Below are 24,056 nucleotides of genomic sequence, written 5' to 3'. Positions count from 1 at the left end.
GATGACTAATTGTCGGAAAGGCGCTGCCAATTGTCGGAAAGCAGTCGCCAATTGGCGCATGGACCCCGCCAATTGGCGGAAAACGGCACCCAATTGGCGAAACCGGACCTCCAATTGGCGGAAAACGGCACCCAATTGGCGAAACCGGACCTCCAATTGGCGGAAAACGACACCCAATTGGCGAAACGCACACCCCAATTGGCGAAACCCAGAACCACAACACTCAACCACCACCAAACGTTATCAACCATCGGGGGAGTTTTTCTTGATACAGATTGGAACAGTAATCGATGATCGCTATGAAATATTAAAGGAAATCGGCCGGGGCGGGATGAGCATTGTCTACCTCGCCATGGATAACCACCTTAATAAATCCCTAGTTGTAAAAGATATCCGCAAGCGCGAGTCGAGCAACAATGAGCTGCTCATCAACAGCTTGATTGTCGAGGCCAACATGCTGAAAAAACTCGACCACGGGGCCTTGCCGAAAATCTATGACATTATCGATGCAAAAGGCGACATCTATGTCGTCATGGACTACATCGAGGGCGAGTCGCTAAAAGAAAAACTGAAACGCGAAAAAACGATTTCCGCCCCCAAAGTGATTGATTGGGCAAAACAGCTCGGTGATGTTTTAGAGTACTTACATACAAGAAAACCCCATCCGATTATATACAGGGATATGAAACCGGACAATATTATGCTGACCCCGGAGGGCAAAATTAAATTAGTAGATTTCGGGATTGCCCGGGAGTTCAAGGCAGAAAGCACGACCGACACGACCAATCTCGGGACCAAATCCTATGCCGCGCCCGAGCAGATCTCCGGCAAGCAGACCGATGTGCGAACCGATATTTATAGTTTGGGCGTCACGCTGTACCATCTCGTTACCGGAAAAAGCATCAATGAACCGCCCTTTGAACTGAAACCGATCCGTCACTGGGATGCGGCCCTGCCGGAAGGGCTCGAACATATCATCAATAAATGCACCCAGTCCGAGCCGGGCAACCGTTATCAAAGCAGCAGTGAGCTATTATATGATTTTTACAATATTAACAAGTTGACGGAAGGGTACAAGCAGAAGCTGCGGAAAAAATTATCGGTGTTTCTGATCCCTGTCATACTGTTTTTTATTTTTACAACGACATCTGTCGCTGGTTATAAGGGGATCAAAAATACGGAGTTCCAGGATTATATGAAACTAGTAAATGCCGCGGGTGTCTCGCATATGAATGGCGAGGACCAAAAGGCGCTCAAATTGCTGGAAAAAGCGATCACAAATGTCGATAAAAGGCGTCCTGAGGCTTATATCGGTTTGCTGGATTTATTTATTAACCGCGATGAAACCGATGCCGGCTTAGAAAAAATTGAAACCTATATCGATGATGAATACGGGAGTATCCAGAAAAACAGCGAACTTCGCTTCAAGATGGGGATGACCTATTTTGATCTGAAGCATAATTACCCGGAGGCGCTGAAGCATTTTAATCATGTCGACCCCGAGGAAATTCCTGACGTGCAATACTATGAAACGATTGCCACGCAGGCGAGCTCGATGAATATTGATTATCGAAGCTTTGCCGAAAACCTGAAGAAGTTTGAAAAATTTAATGACGGGCTCGCCAATGACCGGAAAAAGGTCGATAACTATAAATCCTTAGCCGGGATTTATATCTCTTATAAGGGCCAGATTGCCGATGCGAATACGAAAACGATCGAGATTATGAATAAAGCCTACGAGGTCCTCGACTTAATCGGGGATGAAAAATTGCAATTCCAATATAAAGAGGATTTTGAAAGCAAACTGGGTCAGGCCTATTACAGCAGAGGGGCAAACGCGCAAGATTCGGGAACGGCACATGCCCGCGCAGATTTTCAACAAGCTATTGACCAATATCAAAAGCTGCTTCAATTGAACATACAAAACAAGCCGGAAGTGTTCACGAAAATCGGCGTGATTTATCAAAGTATGAATGAGCCGGACAAGGCCGCCTGGCAGCTGCAGCAAACCATTAAAAACTATCCGAAATACTTGGATGCGTATTTGAAACTAGCAGACTTATTGCTGGATATTGAACAAGCCAAGCCGGAGGGCAAGCGCAGCTATAAGCGGGCGAAACAGGTCTATGAACAAGCTAGTAAAATTGCCGGCGCGAAGAGCGATCTCGATTTTAATAAGCTGGCAGAGAGGCTCAAGACACTCGGAATCAGGTAGAAAGGGGGAGGAAAAATGGGTTACCAAATGATGTTCTATGGGAGCTTGGCTGGCGCCCTAATTACCCTAACCGTCTCGATTGTTCTTTTTGTAAAAATGGAAATTGCCCAAGTTTTTACTGATTTAACCGGTATTCAGTTTCGAAAAAAACGCCGCCAGACCGATGAGGAATCAGGAGATAAACAGACAAAGGAAATCATGCTGAAAAAGCAGTATGCGGAATCGGCGGCTGCGGAAGAAACGGAGCAGTTGGAGGTAACGGAAACGGTGTTGCTGGGGACCATCGAGGAAACGACTCTCTTAGTAGAAGAAACAACACTTTTAGTAGAAAACGAATTTACCAAAGAAGTAGATGTGATGATTGTGCATTCCAACACGATGATCTAGAGGGGATAGGGAAATGTCAGAAATAGCAAACAGAAAATCGCTGATTTGGATATTAGCGGGCGGATTGTTGCTCCTATCCGTACTGATTTTTAGTACAAATGCTTTTTCATTGGATGGAGCAAAACGCCTGGTGATCTTTAACGGCGATCAATGGAACATGGAATCAGACGACGCGCCCAACTGGTACACAAATGAAAACACCGTCACCTTCCATGTTGATTTAACGGAGGATTTTAAAAACAGCCAGCCTGGGCAGGAAAAGGTGGATAGGCCTTTCGCAGTCGAAGCCGTTTATCCGAATGCATCGGCGCTGAATCCCAAAATTACCGAAGTGAAGGATGCGGAGAAAGGGTTTCAAGGCGAATATATCGTTACGATTCCATTACCTGCGGGAAGTACCGACGGGGATTTGGATGTAAAGGTAGACATATTGAAGAACAACACTTGGAAAATCCCTGAACATTCCAGTATTTTTACAATTAAACGTGATACGGCAAAACCGGTTGTGGACGTGAAGACCAATTTTCAGGACGGTTCATTTACGGACGGCGGTTTTACGAAAAATCCAGTATCCATGATGATAAACGTGAGTGATGACCATTTTGAGCCTGGGAAGGATACGATATCCATCATAAAAGATGGAATTCCCTTAAGTGCGGCACCTGAATGGAGGGACGGTCAAACGACCCTGACCTTCGACCAAATTGGCGACTATGAAGTGACCGTTGTTGCCGTCGACAAGGCTGGTAACAAGAGTACGGTGAAAAAGGTAACCTTTGGAATTGAAGATAAGGGACCGCGCCTAACCATTGTGAATAGCAGGGAAAATGGCTATTACAATGAACCGGTCCAGCTGAAAGTCAGCGATGATTTTAATATTGGGGAAGCCACGGCCGTGGTCGAGAAAGATGGAGAAACAACAACAAAATCATTTGCAAGACAAGGGAAAACGGCACTCCTTGAGCTTTCCGAACAAGGAGATTACAAAGTAAAGGTCACGGTGAAGGATCGAAAAAATCCAGACGGTTTTGACCTCGGCGAAACAGCGTTCGCTATTGATACCACAAAGCCGGGGCTTTCTTTTACCGGTGTGGAAGATCAGGGCAGCGACAAAAAGCCTCGGGATTTTGGAATCGATGTGAAGGATGCTCATTTGGACGAAGATTCCGTGCTCCTTAAGGTGAGCCGTGATGGGAAGGTTGCATCGTTTGAAGGCAGGGAAGCCTTTGAAGAACACAGCCTGACAGAGGACGGGGTCTACAGCCTTGAACTGACAGCAGTGGATAAAGCCGGGAACACATCGACGAAATCGATTCGTTTTACCATCGACCAAACCGCACCGGTTTTGAACATTTCTGAGGTCCCAGCCTATATGAACGATGCGAAAGAGGTTATTTTTACCGCGGAGGATTTGACGCTTGATTTAAGTAAAACGGTTTTAAAGGTAGTGAAAGACGGTGCCGAGTATAAGGAACCGATTTCGTTTGTACAATCGGGCTCAAGCGCTGTGGCAAAGCATACGTTTAAAGCGGAAGGCAAATATGAACTAAGCTTAAACGCAACCGACAAACTAGGCAATGCATCAAAGGAAACAACGGCGGCGTTTACGATTGATAACACCGCCCCGGTTGTAACGATTTCTACCGTAGAAGATGAGGGGAAATATGATGAGGATAAGAATGTAAAAATTACTGTTCAGGATCAGCATCTCGATCAAGCCGATGTAACGGTGAAGAAGGATGGAATGGCATATGCCATCGAGCCGTTAAATCGTAACGGGGAAACCGCAACGACTGAGCATTTATTTAACGAAAATGGAGTCTATCAATTGACCGTGACCTCCAAGGATAAAGCGGGTAATGAAAAAACGGTCACCGAAACGTTTACGATTGATAAAAGCAGCCCGGAAATTTATTTTTCAGACAGTGTGAATGGAGAACATTACAAAACGAATAAAACGGTCATTATTTCAGTGTATGATTATACGTTTGACCCTAATAAGACCAAGGTTAGGGTCTTGAAAAATGGATTCGATGTGACGGAGAAAATCCTTGAGGACTGGACAATCTCTGACCAGTATAATTGGATTCTCAGCGGACAAATGAAGCTTCCTTTTAAAGAGGAAGGAGATTATCAAATCATCGTTACCTCGGAAGACAGTTTTGGCAAAATAAGCACGAAACAGCTTTCATTTGTCATCGATAAAACGGCTCCAGCGATTGCGGTTGCCGGAATCGATGAAGGTGCATTTGTGCAAAAAGGTGAAGTGACCATCGCGGTGGACGAAACGTATTATCAAAATGATCAAGTGGCGGTCACCGTTCAAAAAGATGGCACGGATAAACAGGAGGCCTTTGCAAGCACGGGAGCACATTCTGAATTAACGCTGCCGTTTACGGCTGATGGTGATTATCTCATCACGGTCGAAGCGAAGGATAAAGCGGGAAACATCGCGGAAACGAAAACCTTAGCGTTTACGGTTGACACGATTGCGCCCAAAATCAGTATTTTTAATAAGAAAACGGATTCAGAGATAAAGCCCTACAATATCGAGGATGTAGATGCTTCCATCCTCATCGAGGAAGATAATTTTAAAAACAATCATGTCGATGTGAACGTGACCGAAATCGATCCAGTGACGGAAAAAAGCAAAACCATCTCGATCGGCGATTGGGAAAATAGCGGCGAGACCTCTACACTTGATTACCAATTTAAAGAGGACCGCAAATATACGATTATGGTCGTGGCAGCTGATGAAGCGGGGAATAAGGCAGCTGCAAAATCAGTAACCTTTACGATTGACCATTTCGACCCAGAGCTTGAGATGAGCGGCATTGAGGATCAGCAGAATTACAAGAGCAAGATCGCAACCTTCACGGTGAAGGATACGAACATTGATTTAGGACAAACTTCCCTGAAAGTTTCGCGAAACGGTAAGCCGTATTCGGTGGGCTGGCTGGCGTTAACTTCTAAGACGAAAGGTGAGCTGAGCTACAACTTTAAGGATGAAGGAAATTATGTGGTTAGGATGACAGCCACGGATAAAGCAGGCCGCCAGTCCAGCTTGTCGCCTGTCTCGTTCATTATTGACCACACCAGTCCAGTAGTAAAAGTAGACGGGGTGGAGAATGATTCCTTTAATCCCAAAAGCAAGAATGTAACGATTTCGGTGGATGAACAGAACTATTCAACGAATCAGGTGGAAATGACGGTTACAAAAGACAATCAACCGTTTGCGATTGGAGCATTGCCGAAAAAGGAGCACGCAATGCTCAGCTACAATTTTTCAAAAGACGGTTTGTATTCGATTTTGATCAAGTCGCAGGATAAAGCCGGAAACGGCCCAGTTGAGGTTAAACGTACGTTTACGATTGATACAACCAAACCGGCGATTGAGATCACTGGTGTCGAGCCGGGTGCCTATTACAACGAGGATAAACTTGTAAAGGTAAGCATTAAGGATTTGAATTTTGATATTAATAAAATGGTCGTAACCAAGGATGGCCGCAGTTATCCTGTCAGCGGCTTTACCGTGAACGGTGATGTGGCGTCGTTTAGCTATCATTTTAACCAAGAAGGCGACTATCAGTTGACCGTCGATGCGACCGATAAAGCGGGAAATCATTTTAGCAAAGAAATGAAATTTACGATTGATAAAACTAAGCCGGTGATTACCCCGAAATTTCAAGGACAGGACCGTGTAATTAAGAACGGCGCATTTATCAATGAAATTTTCACACCTGAATTTGCTTTAGATCACCCGAAAGACGATTCCATCGTCTCGGTGGTTTTGAACGGTAAAAATGTTGGCAAAAGGGCTCTGACTGCTTCAAAGGAAATGGAGTATACGTACAAGGTTCTTGCCAGAGATAAAGCGGGAAATGAAACAATCTTGGCGATTCATTTTACCTTGGACACATCGAAGCCAATGTTGTCGATTACCGGTGTGCTAGATGGATTCTTTAAAAAGGATCTCGCGCCGGTGGTGACGTATTCCGATGTGCATCTGGACAAGGGGAAAACCTCTGTAATGCTAAATGGCAATCCATACATGAACGGCACGAAGCTGAATGCCGAGCAGACTTATGTGTTAAAAGCAACGGTGACCGATTTAGCGAAAAACGTCAGCGCGAGAACGATTGTGTTCACAATTGACAAGTCGGCTCCGGTCATTAAGTTCAACGAGCCGATTTCCCATCAGTATTTTAAAGAGGATTTAATTCCGAAATTGCTGATTAAGGATTTAAGTGCCTACGACATCATCGCGCAAACGTTGGACGGCGAGGATTATGAGCTTGGCGACCCGATTACGTCGGAAGGGAAGCATGTTCTGTTCTTCGAGGTCAAGGATAAAGCCGGAAACATCAAGCAGCTGAGTGTCGAGTTTATTCTTGATAAAACCGCTCCGAAGGTTAAAGTTGCTGGTGTTGAACGAAATGGGACTTATTATGATCCCGTTCGTTTAACGATCCATCTTGATAATCCGAATGATACGATTAAAAGAATTTTGGTGAACGGCAAGCTCGTGCATTTTGATCAGACAAAGGATGACAACGGGAACACGGTTTTATCGAAGAGATTTAAGGATTTTGAGATGTATAAGGTGGAAGTTGTCGCGGTCGATGATGCCGGTAACAAAAGGACTGATGAAATTCGATTTAACATCGCCCAAAAGGCTGCAATTCTGAAGTTTTATGAAAATAAACCTTTGTTTGCAGGAAGTATGGTGGGCGTATTGGCATTGATCAGTTTGGGAGTTACGGCTTTGGTCAGGAGAAGGAAAGAAGAGGTAAGTGAGTAAAGTGAGTTTGTTGGGCCAGGCTGATGCCTGGCCTTTTGAGTTGGTTTGTGGCCTGGCACATAAAAGTGGTGAGATGGCACATATATTGGTGAACACGGAACATAAACCGGTGGAGAAGGAACAAATAACGTTCAAAATGGAACATAAACCTTGAAATAGGTAATTTAAGGGGGGGTGGGCAGTAAAAAAAGCCCCTACACTCAATAATGGGTGAGGAAATATACATGGGTAGGCGTACGCCTTGCTTTTTGAGTGGAAAAAAGTTTGGTTGGAACAAAAAATGGGTGAATTGGAACATATATCGAGGGAAATGGAACATAAAATTGATAAAGCTAGGAGGGCAAAACCTGTCCTAGCTAGGATGATACTGAAATTTTTCCAAATCGATCACGCCGTTCAGACCCACCTCAACCCCCTCACCCTCTAATGCAAACAGCTGCTCATGGTAGGATTCATCGTATCGCATGGCGATATGCCCTTGGGCGTTGATGACCCGGTGCCAGGGAAGGCAGTGTTTCCGGCTCATTGAGTGGAGGATGCGAACGACTTGGCGGGCAGCGCGCGGGCTGCCGGCTTGTGCGGCAATTTGTCCGTAGGTCATCACTTTTCCTGCAGGAATGTTTTGAATGATGGCAATAACGTTTTCGGTAAACGGCGTCATGTCGGCGTCCTTTCTTATAACTTATTATTATTTTATTTGAAACCGGGGAAATCGACAAATTTCTCGGGAAATACTGTTTCAGAGGGGGGATTTCCCGGAAAATATAAGGAATATTGCGGATTCCAGCTTTTTCGCGCTGTTGTCGAATGGAGGAACCACTGGAAATACGGATAAATCAAATGTCAGATTTTTTGAAAAATTTATTAAACACCTTGTCCTGTTTGTGTTTTTTGTGCATAAACCCGTATCCAAGCTAATAAACTGTTACAAACCTTTACAAAGAGAGTGTTTGAGGTGAGGAATCGTTTGTGGAGGGCGTGGATTTAGTTGGGGACATGATTATTCCTAGTATGATCAGAAGGTGAGATCACTTCTGCCGTGAGTTTGCGGAAAGCAGAAATCGTCATAGTGATAAGCGAGTCTCATTTCACACTACTCACATCCAATTTAGGGAGGGCGAGAGTGTGCACGATTACATCAAAGAGAGAACTATCAAGATTGGAAAGTATATCGTGGAGACGAGGAAAACGGTTCGCGTGATTGCGAAAGAGTTTGGCGTATCCAAAAGTACAGTCCATAAAGATTTGACAGAGAGGCTTCCTGAAATTAATCCAGAACTGGCGAATGAAGTAAAAGAGATTTTAGATTATCATAAATCGATCCGGCACCTAAGGGGCGGGGAAGCAACGAAAATGAAATACCAGAAAGAAGAAAGAGAAGGCGAAGCGGTGAAATAATTTTGTGAGACATGCATGCTTTGTGTGGAAAGGGGGAAATTGTGAACACGGGGGTCAGACCCCATGTAAGCGCTATTATATCCAAGGGAGCTTAACGGGTTCCTTTTATAAAAAATTCGAGGACTTTTTGTTTTCGGATTTTTTTGATTTCCGACAAATTATTACATATTTTTGAGTTAAAAGTATGGTTTTTTTGAGGAGTGTGATACAATAAACAATTAGAGTAGTAGGATCCGTTAAGGAGGAAAGACAAGAGAATGTTTGCTAGGGATATTGGTATTGATTTGGGTACTGCGAACGTGTTGATTCACGTGAAGGGCCGTGGGATTGTGTTGAATGAGCCTTCTGTGGTGGCGATTGACCGAAATACGAATCGCGTTTTGGCGGTTGGTGAAGAGGCGCGCCGCATGGTGGGGCGTACACCTGGGAATATTGTCGCGATTCGTCCGTTGAAGGATGGCGTAATCGCGGATTTTGATGTAACGGAAGCGATGTTAAAACATTTTATTAATAAGTTAAACGTGAAGGGCTTCCTTTCGAAGCCGCGGATTTTGATTTGCTGCCCGACGAATATTACGAGCGTGGAGCAGAAGGCGATCAAGGAGGCGGCTGAGAAGAGCGGCGGCAAGAAGATTTATCTTGAAGAGGAGCCAAAGGTAGCGGCGATTGGCGCAGGTATGGATATTTTCCAACCAAGCGGGAATATGGTCGTGGACATCGGTGGCGGTACGACGGATGTCGCGGTTCTTTCGATGGGTGATATTGTGACGTCTTCTTCGATCAAGATGGCGGGCGATAAGTTTGATATGGAGATTCTCAACCACATCAAGCGCGAGTATAAGCTGTTGATTGGGGAGCGCACAGCGGAAAATATTAAAATTAATATTGGGACGGTGTTCCCAGGTTCCCGTTCGGAGGAAATGGAGATTCGCGGACGTGATATGGTCAGCGGTCTGCCACGCACGATTACGGTTCGTTCCGAAGAGATTGAACAGTCATTGCGTGAGTCGGTTGCGGTCATTGTTCAGGCGGCGAAAAGTGTGCTTGAGCGCACTCCACCGGAATTATCAGCGGACATCATTGACCGCGGCGTGATTCTGACGGGCGGTGGCGCGTTGCTGCACGGGATTGATATGCTGCTTGCAGATGAGTTGAAGGTTCCAGTATTGGTTGCAGAGAATCCAATGGACTGTGTGGCGATTGGTACAGGAATTATGTTGGATAATATTGATCGGATTCCTGGCAAGAAGTTGGGATAGATTTTTTAAGGGTTAAAGCCTGATGATGCACGAGGTGTGCGTTGTTGGGCTTTTTTGTTGTTTTTGGGGGTGCGGTTGGTGTTTTGGTGAAAGTGGAAGGTAAAGTGCCAAAAGTGGAGGGTAAAATGGAAAAACCGGTGGGTATTGTTGAAAATCAATTGAACCAATGATCAGTGGGGGTAGAGGTTTTACTGAAAATGGTAATTTCCCTTTGAAAAAGGAACGTGAGGCAGAGGAATGCTGAGGATTTTAGCTGTATTCATGGAAAGTGGAAGGTATTTTGTTCAAAGTGGTGGGTAAATGGGCGGAAGTGGAAGGTAAAGTGCCAAAAGTGGAGGGTAAAATGGAAAAACCGGTGGGTATTGTTGAAAATCAATTGAACCAATGATCAGTGGGGGTAGAGGTTTTACTGAAAATGGTAATTTCCCTTTGAAAAAGGAACGTGAGGCAGAGGAATGCTGAGGATTTTAGCTGTATTCATGGAAAGTGGAAGGTATTTTGTTCAAAGTGGTGGGTAAATGGGCGGAAGTGGAAGGTAAAGTGCCAAAAGTGGAGGGTAAAATGGAAAAACCGGTGGGTAATATTGAAAATCAATTGAACTAATGATCAGTGGGGGTAGAGGTTTTACTGAAAATGGTAATTTCTCTTTGAAAAAGGAACGTGAGGCAGAGGAATGCTGAGGATTTTAGCTGTATTCATGGAAAGTGGAAGGTAAAGTGCCAAAAGTGGTGGGTAAAATGGAAAAACTGGTGGGTATTGTTGAAAATCAATTGAACTAATGATCAGTGGGGTAGTGGATTTACTGAAAATGGTAATTTTTCTTTGGAAAAGAAACATGAGGCTGAGGAATGCTTGGGGCATTAGCTGATTTAATGTAAAGTCCCAAAATCGGAAGGTAAACCAATATAAGATTCGCCGATTTTTTATAAAAGGTGACTTTTTCCACAAAAAGTTAATGAGTATTTTTAAAATATTTTTTATAATAGAAGTAAGACTGGGCGAATAATATAAAAAAAGCAATTTATTTTGGTAATAATATGTTTTAACTCGCTAGTTTTGGGAGAAACACAAAGGGGAATTCCGATGTCCGAACAAGTGAAAACGAGGGAAGAATTTAAAAAGGTAAAAGCTGATTCGCAAAAAAATGCGGAGGAAGTGCGCCCAGCGACAAAACGGGTTAGAGTGCGTCTAATTCCGATTTGGCTGCGACTTATCCTTTTGGTGATCAGTATTTATATTTTCGCCATGGTGGGGACTGCCGTTGGTTACGGCAAGCTTGGCGGCGGAAAAATTACAGATGTTTTTAAGGAGTCAACATGGACGCATATCCGCGACCTGGTTGATAAAAAATAAATCGATTGGAGGGAAGGGAGCATTCTCTTCCCTTTGTTTATGTTTAATAGTAAAATGGACTTTAAGTAGCTAATATTAGTAGGAGGTACTAAAAATGCTTGATATCGAACAAATTAAAGAAATTATTCCTCATCGTTATCCATTTTTGCTGGTGGACCGGATCTTGGAGGTTGAGGAAGGGAAACGGGCGATTGGGATCAAAAATGTTTCGGCGAACGAGGAATTTTTCAACGGACATTTTCCTGATTATCCGGTCATGCCTGGCGTTTTAATCGTAGAGGCATTGGCGCAAGTTGGTGCGGTTGCTATGTTGAAAAAGGAAGAAAACCGCGGTCGATTAGCATTCTTTGCAGGAATTGATGGATGCCGTTTCAAAAGACAGGTCAAGCCAGGGGATCAGCTTCGTCTTGAGGTCGAAATCATTCGTCTGCGCGGTCCAATTGGGAAGGGAAAAGCGGTTGCAACGGTTGATGGAGAAATTGCGTGCGAAGCAGAGATTACATTTGCTTTGGGTGAGAAAAAGGAATAGTTTGCCTAAGAAATGGCCGGGGTTCTGGTCATTTTTTGTTTGGTGTTGTAGATATGTTCCAACCCAATCCACCCCACCCAAAATCAAAAAGCCAGGCACCATGCCTGGCTTCCTCTCACTATGGAGTTTTCATCTTAATCTTCGGTTTACTCTTCATTTTATCCTTGAATTCGGTGAGAAGAGCTTGGCCGCTGAGCCCTTTTTGAATCAAGCTGTCGAGCAGGAGCTCAGAATAATCGCGGCGAAGACGGCGCAGATTGCCTTCCAGCAATACACTAATATGATTTTCGAACTTATTCAACGTACTAATCTTTGTTTGGAAAAACGCTGGATCATTCTCAAGCTTCGTAATCACTCCTTGGACAATGATTTCACGGCCTTCATCCTGGATCTTTTTAAAATAATCATAGAGGGACAGACTCGTATAAGCTTCAAGTAGCCAAGTCATGCGCTCATCTTCTTTATTAATAATCAAACCATCATGTAACGGGACCTCAACGGAATTTTCATTCTCCACAACTTCCAACGACACCAACTTAAACGACTTCATCAGGTAAAACCTCCTTCTAGCATTTTGCTTCGGACTTATTCCCCCAAGTCAACGTGACGAATACTTTTTCTAAATTATAACATATGCAGAATGAAAGCAAATGTCGAAAAATATTTGTCGAATAGTACAAAAATGGATTTTCATGCCTCAATCGCGATGGAAAACTCGATTTCCCCCCAGAGAAAACCTTTTTTTTTAACCCAACCATCCCTGAAAAAGCCTTTTTCGTGATTTTACAGGAGGAGGCTGGGAGGTCTATGATAAAGCCATGAAACAGAGAGGAGATGAAAAAATGATCAATCAAGTCACGCTTGTCGGAAGACTGACCAAGGATCCGGAGTTGAAGACAACGACCGAAGGAACGCCCGTTGTTCAGGTGACACTCGCCGTGAGCCGAAATTTTCGGAACCATAATGGAGAAATCGAAACAGACTTTGTTTCGTGCACGCTGTGGCGGAAGGTGGCTGAAAATACTGCGCAATACTGCCGAAAGGGTTCCGTCGTCGGAGTGACAGGGCGGCTGCATACCCGTCAATACGATAAAGAAGGAAAAAGGGTGTATGTAACCGAAGTCGTCGCAGAGCAGATTCGCTTTTTGAGCACCAAACCACATGTGGAGGTTCCGAGTCCTCAGCCGAGCGAAAATAAGGAGGTAGCACCAGTTGGAACCTAAAAGTGACAGTTTAGAGCTGCTCATGGAAACATTAATCAAAATGGTTGGGAAAACAAATCAAAAAATGGATAGCCTGCAACGAAGAGTCATCCAACTAGAAACCTTTATCAAGGAGGAAAAGGAGCGGGGCACCATCCTCATTTACCCACAGCAACCTCAAGAAACCGCCTCATCCACCCCCCACATCATTTGATTGCCATTAGTTCCTCACTAGAAAGAATCAAACGTCTCTCCCATGCACCCCAAATTTCCGGCGGATTCGCCGGATTTTTATTTTCATGTATAAAAAAATAGCAGCGGTGAATAATAGAAGTAAAACCCCCTGTTTTTTTTATAAGAAGCCGCTGACCCAGTTGTCCAGCAGCTTCTTCGTTTTTTTTGAAAAAAGGAACCTAGAGAGGGTCTTTTTCTTTGGCCGATAGGAAAGTATAACTTTCCTATCAGGCATAAGGGCAACTACGCCTTTAGGGGCTCGCCAATCGGCGAGTTTTCTTTATACTTGTCTAAAATGAGGCTTTACCGGTGAAAAACATTTGGAAAGTATCTAAAGTAGGAGAAATTGTGAAGAAAAACGCACAAATCCAAATTTCTCTTCAAGGGTGATTGATGGGGAAGAAATTATTGTCATATAATGTAGATAATTGGAAAATATGGAGTGATCGTATGGATAAAAATCTACATAGTTCGTTGAATTTTATAGGCGTCAGGATAAATAATCACGAAATAATGATCAAAAGCAAGCCTGGCTTTTTCGATGCATTAACACTTTCCAAACACCCATCTAAGAACAGCTTCTATCAAACCATTCCTCTTAGCGATACACAATCAGTTTCATTCTATTACTATAACAAAAGATTTCAATTTACCTATCAAAACCAATCTTTTCGGCTATTCGAAGGAAATCAGCGGCTCAGTGAGCACGTGGTTTACAATATATTAAATAATTTTATCGTAAAAGAAGGGAATAAGGCTTCCTATTTAACAAGCTTCCCCGAAGACAAAATCAGGACGGCGAAAAAGAAGAAAACTCGGGTGCTAGCGGAGAGTAAGCGGGTGGGGGAGTGAGTAGAATTTGGTTAATGGAATCATCCACCATATTCCGTGACATGCTCGAGAAAAAGAATAAATAAGATTGGTTCCCCATTGAACATAGTTTGATGGGGATTTTTATTTTATCCAATCGTCCACGTGCTATGCCTGTCATCCTATGAAACCGTCCCCCGTGTGAAACTTCTCTCAATTTCCCCATAAATCCCCTTGGGAACTGTCGCCATATGCTATAATTTCGCCTTATATGACAAAAGGGGAGGTATTTTTAATCTGTTTGTAACATTGCTGCTACATAGATTTGATATAAATAGGGAAAGGGGGAAAGAGTATGCAATTTTTAAAGCGTATGATTCTCGTAATTTTAACATTAACATTGTGTGGAACTGGTTCAATCATGACATATGCAAAGAGCAACACGGAAGCATTACATAATGTCGAGCAGGACCTTCAGCAAAAAGCACAAGAAAAGCAATCTGTTTCAAACGAGATGAATAACATTAAGCAAGAAATGGACTCAATCTATAAATATATTTCAGCGAACAAAGAAGCGCTAGCCAAAACGCAAAAGAGAATCGATGCAACCAATCAACTCATTGAGCAGAAAAAAGAGGAAATTGTCACCGTAGAGGACAAAATCCTGGCCCGCAAAGATGTCATGAAAAAGCGACTGGTAGCCCTGCAACATGACAATAATGTAACTTTAGTTGTCAAAGTCCTTTTTGACGCAAAAAGTTTTGATGACTTCTTGCAGCGTGCCAGTGCCGTTTCGACACTTTTCAGCGCTGACCAAAACATTCTAGAAGATCAGAAACATGACCTAAAACAGATTGAAGAAGATAAAAAAGAGATTGATCAACAAGAGCAGGTTTTAAAAGACGAACAAAAAAACCTGGCTGCCCAGCAGGAACAACTCAGTTTAAATCTGCAAAAGAGACAAGATACCTTAAAAGAAATGCAAGATAAATACAGCAAAATTGATAAAGAAATGGCTCAAGCCCAAAAAGAAAAGGCTAGCATTCAAGCAGAGATAAAAGCAGCTCAAGATAGAATTCGTGAGGAACAAGCAGCGGCGAGATCGAGAGCAGCAGCAGTTTCAGCCGGAAGCCAGCAAAACGCTTCAGCACCATCAGGCAAAGGCGAAACCATGTATGTCACAGCAACAGCATACTGTTATGCAAGCTCAGGTCCCGTTACGCGATTAGGCTATAATATTAAAAATAACCCAAATATGAAACTGATTGCCGTTGACCCATCTGTTATTCCATTAGGAAGCAAGGTTTGGGTAGAAGGCTACGGTGTCGCGATCGCTGGCGATACAGGCGGTGCCATTCATGGTCACAGAATTGATATATTAAAGCCGACAAAATCACAGGCGCTGGCCTTCGGAAGAAGAACAGTAAAAGTAATTATATTAGATTAATAAATTAAAAGAGATCGAACATGAAAAATGCTTGGTCTCTTTTTTTATGGACTTACGACTTTAGTCATTCCTAATTTTGTCGTTTTTTTATTGCCGAGGGTACTCCTGGAAAAGGAAATTGTTGATATCCTCTTAAAAAGTGTCGATATCCGCAGAAAAAGTGTCGATATCCGATGGAAAAGTGTTGATATGTTATAGATTTGTGTTGATATATTCTAAAAATGTGTTGATAAAATCAATTTTTGTGTTGATAAAAACCAGTCGATGGCTGGTTTGGGGGAGAAATCAATTAATTTTTTGCTAAATATTCGACTTCTTCATTGGTTAAAACTTCATTTCGATGAATTTTTTTCTTCAATACGCACAAAAAGCCCACGAACGGTGCCTCTTACCGTTCGTGAACTTCTATCCCAAATACACGAGATCCTTCAGCTCATCCGTCGACAACTCGGTAATCCAGTTCTCACTCTGGATAATCTGGTCATTCAAAAACTGCTTTTTCTCGAGCATGGCGTCAATTTTTTCTTCCAGCGTCCCCGTACAAATCAGCTTATGCACGTGGACAAATCGCGACTGCCCAATCCGATATGCCCGGTCCGTGGCCTGATTCTCAACAGCCGGATTCCACCAGCGGTCATAGTGAATGACATGATTCGCCGCCGTCAGATTCAGCCCGGTTCCGCCCGCCTTCAACGACAGCAGGAATACCGGGAACTCGCCATTTTGGAACCGCTCAATCATTGTATCACGCTGCGTCTTCGCCACACTCCCGTTCAAAAATGGCACCTCGACCCCAAACCGCTTCTTCAACGTGGCGCGAATCATCTCGCCCATCCCGATATACTGCGTAAAAATCAAACAGCTTTCACCCGAATCCAAAACCGCATCCACCAAATCAACCAGCTTCTCCAGCTTATTCGACCGCTCCAGCAGCACACGCCCCGCAGACTGCTCCTTCAAATACAGCGCCGGATGGTTGCACAACTGCTTCAAACGGCTCAACATCTGCAAAATCAATCCCTTGCGCTCAAACCCGGACAATTTTTCAATCTGCTCAAACGTATCGCGCACAAGCTGCTCATAAAGCGACGCCTGCTCTGTCGTCAGCGGACAGTATTCCTTCTGCTCCTGCTTATCCGGCAAATTCAGCGCAACCTCTTCATCCTTCTTCGTTCGCCGCAGCAAGAACGGCCGGATCAATGCCTGTAGCTGCTGCACCTTTTCCTTCTTCTCATCCTTCTCAATCGGAATCACAAACTTCTTCTGAAACTGTCCCAAGCTGCCCAAATAACCGTGATTGGTAAAATCAAAAATCGACCACAGCTCCGACAAGCGATTTTCCATGGGCGTTCCGGTTAAAGCAACATGGTGCCGGCCTCGCAGCCTGCGTACCGCTTTCGATTGTTTCGTCTGTGCGTTCTTAATATTCTGCGCCTCGTCAATCGCAATCGTGCTCCAAATCGCCGATTCAAACTCATCGGAGTCGAGATGGCTCAAGCCATAAGAAGTTAACACCACATCGGCATTCTTTATTTTTTCCGTAAAAGCTTCTTCCTTTAATCGGTTCGAACCATAATGCAAATAGACATCCATTTCCGGTCCAAAGCGTTCCAGCTCTTTTTGCCAGTTCCCGAGAACCGAAGTCGGGCAAATAATCAGCGCCGCCTTTGTCGGCACTTTGGCTGCTGGAGCGGTATCTTCACTATCCTTTTTCCGACGCCGTCCACCAGACCCTGTGTCAACTGGCGCTAGAGCCTCCTCGCCAACGAGATCCTTCACCTTTAACAAATAAGAAATCAACTGAACCGTTTTTCCAAGACCCATATCATCCGCCAACACCGCTCCAAACCCGTACTGCCGTAAAAACCACAGCCAGCTCATTCCCAGCTGCTGGTAGGGGCGTAGTTCCCCGTTCAAGCCCTCCGGCACCGGTTCCATCGGGATTTCCTTCACTTCTGAAAGCTGCTTGATCATCTGCTTCCACTGCCGGTTTAATTCAATTTGAATTTTGGCAAACGCCTTTGGATTCTCCAGTTCGTCCTCGGTTGTTTCAGAATCGACCAGCTCTTGTTCAAGCAAATCACGGACATGTAGTCCTTCTTTTTCCGCCCGTTTCATCAGGTCCTGAATTTGTCGGATAAACTGCGGATCGAGCTTCACCCAGCGACCGCGAATATAGACAAGTCGCCGCTTTTCTTCGACAAGCTGGCTGAATTCATCTTCGGACAGGTCGACACCGTTCATCGAAAAGCGCCAGTTGAAGTCGAGCATGGCCTGCAAGCCAACAAATGACGGGCGGTGACTGGACGTTCCTTTTAGTGATGCCTTCACCTTCAGATTGGCATTTTTCATCGCCTGCCACCAAGAAGGGAGGAGGATCTCGACGTCAAGTGCCACCAAGGTTTCACTCGCTTCCGTTAAAAACATCCAGGCTTCTTCCTCGGTTAGGTGGGATTTCAGGCGGGTGGGTTCTACATCATTTTCGAGCCACGGAATGAGCCGCACCCAGCGCGCCATTTCCCGGTCGACTTTGTCGATATAAGGCTTCCATTTCCCGGGAATTTTCGACTCCAAACCAACCATCTCATCGACATTTTTCTTTCCGCGCAAAAATACATCTAAATTCCACGCGCCTTCGCCATCCACCGGCTCCTCGAGACTTAAGCCAATTGTAAACGGCGTATCACTTTCTTTGATTCCAACCCATTCTAGCCAGCTCTCTTCGTCAAAATAACGGGCAAGTTCGCCGCCGGAAATATTTTGTTTTTTCAAAAGGTCAAGCTTCGGACCGAACAATTCCTTCATGGCTGAATTGCGCGTCAAATAACCATCAAGCGCGCTATTGTAGAGATCGCTGATAAATTGGAGCGCCGTTTCGGTAGCCGGGGGAGTATGGGTGTCCCTGAAATTTTCAAACGACCCCGTCCCGTCCTCCACCTCTTGTTCCCAAAAGGAGGGGTCAAACTCTTCCTTCACACGTTCCGGGAGCTGCCAGCGGAAATCGCCATGTTCCCACACCGAAAAATCCGGCAGCCAATCTTTTTCAATGATGCCTTCGTGAAGGGCAAAAGCAGCGGCGAGGCAAATTTCCGACTCCTCACTCCAGTCCCACTCAATAAAGCGATTGAACGACTCCTTTGCAAAAAGCGATACAAGCTGCCAGCCACTCAGCGGCACACCTTCAAGCCCTTGTACGTTTTCCGTTTCCAAAAGCGTGCCAAAGAAGCTCTCCTCATGACGGCTGAACAAGAGATTCTTCCAGCTATCCGGATGCAAAAATTGCCCGCTTTCCTCCTGCGCCGCCAAAAAATAACGCCCATCTTCTAATTTTATTGTCAGCAATTTAATAAACCTAGTTTTAAGCATCGATCCCCGTGCTCCTTTTACAATCTAACGTACAAAAATCCATATTCCTTTATTATACCCAAAAAGTTGGAGTTCGAGGAGAGGGGAGGCCTTGAAAGTGTGGAGGTTTGAAAAATTTTCGCGTAAATAAATCCTTATAGGGAAAAATAGGTCTGGGAAGGTGCTTCCCAAACAAAAACAAGGGAGTGAATGGAATGGCTGAAAACAAAGAACGCAATCGTGATGATAGTGATGCTGCTGAAGCGGTAGGAACGGGTGCAGGTGCTGTCGCTGGTGCTGCTATTGGCTCTGTTCTTGGTCCACTTGGCACTGTTGCCGGTGCTGTTGCGGGTGGAGCAGTGGGTAACAAGGCGGGCGAAGGTGCTGACAACGCCAATGATCGTGCTGCGGGCCGTGAAGATTAGCATAAAGTAAAGTGGTGCATGAATTTATGCAGAGGACTCCCAAAAAGGGAGTCTTTTTAGCGAAGATTTTACATTCATAAAAATTAAATAAACGGTCATTATATAGAAGTACTTCAAAACAAAAGGAGAGATACTCATGACTCAAATTGATGTAAATCAACTAAATCAAGCGAAAGCAAATGTATCACTAACTCAAGAATTGTTAACAAAAGCCATTGAAAAGGCAAATTCCGATCCCACTCTCGCCCAGGAAGCGATTAAACAAGCATCAAATGAAATATCTTCTGCATTAACCGCGGTAACGCAAGTCCAAAAAACATCACAAACTGACCCGGTAGAATTTTAAAATAGTTGTTAAAAAAAACCCCTCGTGAGGGGTTTTTTATTTGAAGATAAGAAAGTATAAATTTTGACTTTGAGAATTGTCCAGCTCCAGCGCCCTAGCGGCTAGTGTCCTTCGCTCTCCGCCCTACGATAAGTCAACATCGAATCGCCTCCGGCTCTTCATGTTTCCTTTATCTCAGTTGGAGCGCTCCACAAGGAAAGCTTCGGCAGCATCAGCATCGCACGAAGGAAAAGCGTTAGCTTTTTCGAGGAGGCCATACGCCGCTGACCAGGGTGCTTGCGCTTTTCTTATTTCGAAAAATATTCAAGTAATCCTAAGTAAATCCCTTCGGCGACGTTTTCATCGAAAGCAGCACTTTCCACAACAGAATCATCTTGTTTATTGGAAAGAAAACCAAGTTCAATGAGCGTGCTAGGTTGTGAGTTATTTCGCAGTACACTTAAATTATTGTATCTTGTTCCGACGTTATTTAATTTTGTTGTTTTGGCGACCTCCTTTAAAATGTTGGAGGCTAATGCGTTATCTCTTGATTTTTGAAAATAAAAATCAGTCACACCATTCACAGATGGGTCCTTTATCCAATTGTAATGAAAGCTGATAAAAGCATCCGCATCATTTTGGTTTGAGAGATAAGCACGATCTTCCAAGGAAATAAAAGTATCATTCGTCCGTGTCAAAATGACATTGGCACCTGCATTTTTAAGTTTTTGTTCCACCGCTTTGGCTGTTGCAAGGGTTAATGTTTTTTCATGTGTACCGGCGATACTGGTGGTCCCGATATCGACCCCACCATGACCGGGATCCAGGACAATGGTTTTCCCGCTAAGGGGTCCTTGGGTATTTGTTTTTGCTGCCTGGGTCTTGGATGGTTTTGTTGTGGGTGCAGGACTCTTTTTGTTTAATGTTGGGGGCTTAGAAACAGCTTGTGTGTGAAACTTATCCGGTTCGTGTTTCGTAATGTAATATTCGTTTACCCACCCCTTCATGCCGGAGGAAGATACGATTTTGGCCCAGCCTGCTTGTTCTGCCTGCACGGTTATCTTGGCGCCCCAATCTAATTTGCCGATGACGGGGTTCGATACGCCTGGACCCGAGCGAACATTTAGAAAATCTACCTTTACGGTTGCTCCTACATTTTTTGGTGGGGCGGTGTAAGCGTGGCTGATCCAGCCAATTTGGTTGTTTTTTAGTTTAATTTGGTCCCAGTTGTTCTTTTTTCGAATGACTTCATACGTGTCCCCTTTATGTACAAGCCCCATCACCTTGCCCGAAATCCCAGGAGATTCCCGGACGTTCAGATTGGTTGCTGTTACGGTGACTTTCGCTGGGGAGGGATTCGCATAAGCATCCTGATCCATTTGGACAAAGGGTATGGTTATAACACTAAGGCCGATGAGTAGTTTGGCTAGGCAGAAGTTTTTGAGTTTGGTTGTTATCATTTTCGTAACCTCCTTCTTTTTCAAACTCTAAAACTAGTATGGACAGGTTACTAGCAAAATATAATCTGAAATTTTTATTTGCAGACTACAAGTGTAGTTTTTTTAAAAGCAAGTTTAAGATAAAAATAGAGCTGAAATTCTAGTATAATCCTTGAAATCTTTGTCTATCCTGATCCTATACAAAGTAAATTGGGAGAGTGCCAGTGAAAAGGGGAATGATCAATGTATACAGAGGAATTAAATAAAATGATTGCCTTAAAAAAGATGGATTTAGAGGAATGTGAATACGAACTTTATAATCGCTACTATCCTTCGATTGTAAGAATGGCAATGACGAATTACATATCTGTCTTACAGACACAATTAGAAAAGTATACTCATGAACGAATAAAAAACAATCAGATATGACCTATATTTTAAAAGTTATAAGAGCCAGGCACAGATGCCTGGCTCTTAAGCTGTTTTAGGGCTAAATGGCTCAAAATCACCATCTTCTCTCCCCTGTCCGCGTGGAATGGACAAAATCAAGCGAAAAGTCCACGGACGGTGCCTGTCACAATATTGAATCACCGCATTAACTTTCAATCAACTTACTCCGCTTGCATTCTTCATGGAATGCACGCAGGCGTTTGGTTCGTTCAAGTAGGGTTTCGAAGAAGTATTCCCAGTCGTCGACGCGTTTGACTTTTTTGTAGATGGTCCGCAATTTCTTCAAGTGCCGAACGGCCATTTTGTAGCTTGAGCGGTTTTTGGCGTCGATTTCTCGCTGGGCGGATTGATGGAGAAGCCCGAGCAGCACCTCTGGTTTTTCTTTTTCAATCATTTTGACCCGGTCCTTCGGGATATCGTAAAAATTCAACCCGACAAATGCCTGCAGCTCGCCCCACTTATCATACATCCCGCGCTCAAACAGCAAATACTCATAATCCGAAAAACTATAGGGAAGCGTCTGCATCAGTGCTTTTTCAAACAAATCAAAGCGTTCATTCGCCCCACAATAAGGGGCAATCGCCCGAATCGCGGTCCTTGAAAAACTTGCACAACTATGATATCCGTTCAAATAATCCAAGTACGTTTTAATTTTTCCTATAAATAGCTCAATTACCGATCCGACACGCTTCCATGCTTTCTGGCTGCTCAAAAGATCAATCCAATAAATCATGTAAGGGGTAGTCCAATCATCTTCGTAAGTATGAATCAAGCGAAGCGCCGAATCATCCTTTTGGAGGAGAAAGTTCAAGTGAACCCCGGCAATCATCAGCGGTCTTGGGTTTTCCCAATCCTGGAGCTCCTTCATCCGCGAACTGATTTTCAAGATTTCCTCTTCGCGCCATTCCTTCTTTTTAAACAAACCAGTCCACAGCAGGCGGTAAAAATAAATCCGTTCAAATTCCAGCCCCTGCACACAGGTCAGCAGCTCAAATGCATCGTCCTTTAATTTCAAAATAAACTCATCAAAATCAAACGGCATCGATTGCATGCCAATTTTCTCGACAAGCTCCTCAGCATCATCCTGTAATTGATCAAACACGTTACTATAGGTACGTTTCGTCATGTCCTCCGAATGTTCCGATTGCTCACTGAGCATTGCCAGCTTTTTAAACGAAATAACCGTTCCGACCATTTCATAGAGCAGACGCCATTCTTTTTCAAGCGGGGCACTGGCACGAACCCGGCGTTCATAAATCTTGAACAATTCCTCGACGACATAAGGGCTCGTCGATTTTTTTGAATGTAGTAGTGTATCAAAGCTTACTTCAAATGAATGGACCCAACGTCCGTAATCCGGCTTGAGCACACCGTTCGCTTTGATCAAATCCTTCGCCGTCTGGAGACCCCAGCTGGCAGCTTCCTTTTTTTCCTTCATCGGTTCCCGCCATGCTTCCACCCATTCGGCGACACTGCCAACCCGTGAATAGGCTGCAAAAAAAACAGCCATCTGATGACGGCACCACTCGTCAGTTGGACAGGAGCATTCACTCATCGTAAAAAAGGTGAGGTCGAGGGTTACCTTCACCGGTGTCACATCCTGAACCGTCGCCGTGACGGTATCCTTACCGAACGAAATCTGCGACACCAACCCTTGCCGGTACAACATCAATCCCTTTTGGACCATCCTCGCATCCTCACTGGAATTCGGACTCAGCAGATCTGCAATTTCCGCTGCGAACCCTTGTATCTCCTCCGTCAACTCCAATGCCAAAACCCCCTTTAACCGAAAAAATCCATATTCCACTATTATACCCAAAAAATCGCTGTTAGAGGAGGGGAGAGCTTGAATCGAAAAATCAATTTTTCCTTTTTCGTGCATAAATTACTGTATTTTGGGTATTCTGTTAGTATTGAACTAGCCCCAATCGTATTTTAGCTCTGATTTGGTTACCTTCTAGCCAAGTTAACCTACGGTATAACGATATGGGGCTAGTTTTTATTTTGAGCACCTTCCACTTTTGCCAATTTACCGACCACTTCGAATTCTTACCAAGCTAAATTCATGAAAAAGGTAACTTCAATCCCATTATCAGAGGAAAAAAGAGAGATTTATCGAATAAAGCTTCTAAAAATCCACCAAACTACTAGCCCCAATCCATTTACCCTCCACTTTTACAGAATTATCTTCCAGTTCGAGCAATTTATCGTCCAGTTCGGGGGTTTTATCTTCCACTTTTGCCAATTTACCGTCCACTTCGAATTCACACCAAGCAAAATTCATGAAAAAGGTAACTTCAATCCCATTATCAGAATAAAAAGGAGAGATTTATCGAATAAGACTTCTAAAAATCCACCAAACTACTAGCCCCAATCCATTTACCCTCCACTTTTACAGAATTATCTTCCAGTTCGAGCAATTTATCGTCCAGTTCGG

The 24,056-nt window shown here is 44.0% G+C and carries 23 protein-coding genes; 16 read left to right on the top strand and 7 right to left on the bottom strand.

Annotated elements, in window-relative coordinates; translation table 11 throughout:
- Positions 1 to 30: 30 nt before the first annotated feature.
- The 4 genes from J2Y67_RS08640 to J2Y67_RS08625 are packed head-to-tail and all read left to right on the top strand — an operon-like array spanning position 31 to position 7,403.
- A complete protein-coding gene (locus tag J2Y67_RS08640; protein ID WP_310172892.1) occupies positions 31 to 294 on the top strand; it encodes a hypothetical protein in 264 nt (87 codons plus the stop codon).
- Positions 266 to 2,215, top strand: coding sequence for a protein kinase domain-containing protein (locus J2Y67_RS08635; RefSeq protein ID WP_310172890.1), 1,950 nt, complete (start codon positions 266 to 268; stop codon positions 2,213 to 2,215). Before J2Y67_RS08640 ends, J2Y67_RS08635 begins: the two co-directional genes overlap by 29 nt.
- Positions 2,216 to 2,230: 15 nt before the next feature.
- Complete coding sequence (locus J2Y67_RS08630) at positions 2,231 to 2,602, top strand: hypothetical protein (protein ID WP_310172888.1); 372 nt, start codon at positions 2,231 to 2,233, stop codon at positions 2,600 to 2,602.
- A 13-nt stretch (positions 2,603 to 2,615) separates the two neighbouring features.
- Entirely contained in the window at positions 2,616 to 7,403 is a 4,788-nt protein-coding gene (locus J2Y67_RS08625; protein ID WP_310172886.1) for an Ig-like domain-containing protein, read from the top strand.
- 352 nt (positions 7,404 to 7,755) lie between these two features.
- On the opposite strand, the gene J2Y67_RS08620 is transcribed toward J2Y67_RS08625, so the two are convergent.
- Positions 7,756 to 8,064, bottom strand: a complete 309-nt coding sequence (locus J2Y67_RS08620) for an MGMT family protein (RefSeq protein WP_310172884.1) — start codon at positions 8,062 to 8,064, stop codon at positions 7,756 to 7,758.
- Between the two features lie 464 nt (positions 8,065 to 8,528).
- Here J2Y67_RS08620 and spoIIID point away from each other — a divergent pair, with 464 nt between their 5' ends.
- The 5 genes from spoIIID to fabZ all read left to right on the top strand — a co-directional run bounded on the left by spoIIID (position 8,529) and on the right by fabZ (position 11,942).
- A complete protein-coding gene (gene spoIIID, locus J2Y67_RS08615) occupies positions 8,529 to 8,801 on the top strand; it encodes a sporulation transcriptional regulator SpoIIID (protein WP_026572748.1) in 273 nt (90 codons plus the stop codon).
- Between the two features lie 257 nt (positions 8,802 to 9,058).
- Positions 9,059 to 10,060 carry a rod shape-determining protein gene (gene mreB, locus J2Y67_RS08610; protein ID WP_310172880.1) on the top strand — a complete coding sequence of 334 codons (1,002 nt, stop codon included), beginning with the start codon at positions 9,059 to 9,061 and terminating at the stop codon, positions 10,058 to 10,060.
- A gap of 44 nt (positions 10,061 to 10,104) precedes the next feature.
- Complete coding sequence (locus J2Y67_RS08605) at positions 10,105 to 10,230, top strand: hypothetical protein (RefSeq protein WP_310172878.1); 126 nt, start codon at positions 10,105 to 10,107, stop codon at positions 10,228 to 10,230.
- A 913-nt stretch (positions 10,231 to 11,143) separates the two neighbouring features.
- The gene (locus J2Y67_RS08600; protein ID WP_310172876.1) at positions 11,144 to 11,413 is read left to right on the top strand and encodes a DNA-directed RNA polymerase subunit beta; all 270 of its coding nucleotides are present in this window, start codon (positions 11,144 to 11,146) and stop codon (positions 11,411 to 11,413) included.
- Between the two features lie 94 nt (positions 11,414 to 11,507).
- Positions 11,508 to 11,942, top strand: coding sequence for a 3-hydroxyacyl-ACP dehydratase FabZ (fabZ, locus tag J2Y67_RS08595; protein WP_310172873.1), 435 nt, complete (start codon positions 11,508 to 11,510; stop codon positions 11,940 to 11,942).
- A gap of 118 nt (positions 11,943 to 12,060) precedes the next feature.
- Here fabZ and J2Y67_RS08590 read toward each other — a convergent pair whose 3' ends face one another.
- On the bottom strand, positions 12,061 to 12,492 hold the full coding sequence (locus tag J2Y67_RS08590) for a YwpF-like family protein (RefSeq protein WP_310172871.1): 432 nt from the start codon (positions 12,490 to 12,492) through the stop codon (positions 12,061 to 12,063).
- Positions 12,493 to 12,784: 292 nt separating this feature from the next.
- Between J2Y67_RS08590 and J2Y67_RS08585 the strand changes: the two genes are divergently transcribed.
- The 4 genes from J2Y67_RS08585 to J2Y67_RS08570 all read left to right on the top strand — a co-directional run bounded on the left by J2Y67_RS08585 (position 12,785) and on the right by J2Y67_RS08570 (position 15,635).
- A complete protein-coding gene (locus tag J2Y67_RS08585; protein ID WP_310173151.1) occupies positions 12,785 to 13,165 on the top strand; it encodes a single-stranded DNA-binding protein in 381 nt (126 codons plus the stop codon).
- Positions 13,155 to 13,358, top strand: a complete 204-nt coding sequence (locus J2Y67_RS08580) for a hypothetical protein (RefSeq protein ID WP_310172869.1) — start codon at positions 13,155 to 13,157, stop codon at positions 13,356 to 13,358. The genes J2Y67_RS08585 and J2Y67_RS08580 overlap by 11 nt, the downstream gene beginning before the upstream one ends.
- Before the next feature lie 470 nt (positions 13,359 to 13,828).
- Entirely contained in the window at positions 13,829 to 14,230 is a 402-nt protein-coding gene (locus J2Y67_RS08575) for a hypothetical protein (protein ID WP_310172867.1), read from the top strand.
- A gap of 313 nt (positions 14,231 to 14,543) precedes the next feature.
- Entirely contained in the window at positions 14,544 to 15,635 is a 1,092-nt protein-coding gene (locus J2Y67_RS08570) for a PcsB-like coiled-coil domain-containing protein (protein ID WP_310172866.1), read from the top strand.
- A 405-nt stretch (positions 15,636 to 16,040) separates the two neighbouring features.
- Here the strand turns inward: J2Y67_RS08570 and J2Y67_RS08565 are convergent, their stop codons facing one another.
- On the bottom strand, positions 16,041 to 19,001 hold the full coding sequence (locus J2Y67_RS08565) for a DEAD/DEAH box helicase (protein WP_310172864.1): 2,961 nt from the start codon (positions 18,999 to 19,001) through the stop codon (positions 16,041 to 16,043).
- 194 nt (positions 19,002 to 19,195) lie between these two features.
- Here J2Y67_RS08565 and J2Y67_RS08560 point away from each other — a divergent pair, with 194 nt between their 5' ends.
- Positions 19,196 to 19,405, top strand: a complete 210-nt coding sequence (locus tag J2Y67_RS08560) for a glycine zipper domain-containing protein (protein ID WP_310172862.1) — start codon at positions 19,196 to 19,198, stop codon at positions 19,403 to 19,405.
- Positions 19,406 to 19,541: 136 nt separating this feature from the next.
- Positions 19,542 to 19,751, top strand: a complete 210-nt coding sequence (locus tag J2Y67_RS08555; protein WP_310172860.1) for a hypothetical protein — start codon at positions 19,542 to 19,544, stop codon at positions 19,749 to 19,751.
- 287 nt (positions 19,752 to 20,038) lie between these two features.
- Here the strand turns inward: J2Y67_RS08555 and J2Y67_RS08550 are convergent, their stop codons facing one another.
- Complete coding sequence (locus J2Y67_RS08550) at positions 20,039 to 21,190, bottom strand: N-acetylmuramoyl-L-alanine amidase (protein WP_310172858.1); 1,152 nt, start codon at positions 21,188 to 21,190, stop codon at positions 20,039 to 20,041.
- Positions 21,191 to 21,412: 222 nt separating this feature from the next.
- On the opposite strand from J2Y67_RS08550, the gene J2Y67_RS08545 reads away from it, so the two are divergent.
- Complete coding sequence (locus J2Y67_RS08545) at positions 21,413 to 21,598, top strand: hypothetical protein (protein WP_310172856.1); 186 nt, start codon at positions 21,413 to 21,415, stop codon at positions 21,596 to 21,598.
- Positions 21,599 to 21,643: 45 nt separating this feature from the next.
- On the opposite strand, the gene J2Y67_RS08540 is transcribed toward J2Y67_RS08545, so the two are convergent.
- From J2Y67_RS08540 to J2Y67_RS08530, 3 genes are all read right to left on the bottom strand, one after another.
- Positions 21,644 to 21,775: a hypothetical protein gene (locus tag J2Y67_RS08540; RefSeq protein WP_310172854.1), complete on the bottom strand. Its 132-nt coding sequence runs from the start codon at positions 21,773 to 21,775 to the stop codon at positions 21,644 to 21,646.
- Positions 21,765 to 23,387: an SWIM zinc finger family protein gene (locus J2Y67_RS08535; RefSeq protein ID WP_310172852.1), complete on the bottom strand. Its 1,623-nt coding sequence runs from the start codon at positions 23,385 to 23,387 to the stop codon at positions 21,765 to 21,767. The genes J2Y67_RS08540 and J2Y67_RS08535 overlap by 11 nt, the downstream gene beginning before the upstream one ends.
- 360 nt (positions 23,388 to 23,747) lie before the next feature.
- A complete protein-coding gene (locus J2Y67_RS08530; RefSeq protein ID WP_310172850.1) occupies positions 23,748 to 23,903 on the bottom strand; it encodes a hypothetical protein in 156 nt (51 codons plus the stop codon).
- Between the last annotated feature and the right edge of the window lie 153 nt (positions 23,904 to 24,056).

Source organism: Neobacillus niacini (assembly GCF_031456445.1).
Classification (GTDB): Bacteria; Bacillota; Bacilli; order Bacillales; family Cytobacillaceae; genus Neobacillus; species Neobacillus niacini_I.
Note: the sequence above shows the minus strand (reverse complement) of the source record. Positions and strands in the feature narration are given on the sequence as shown.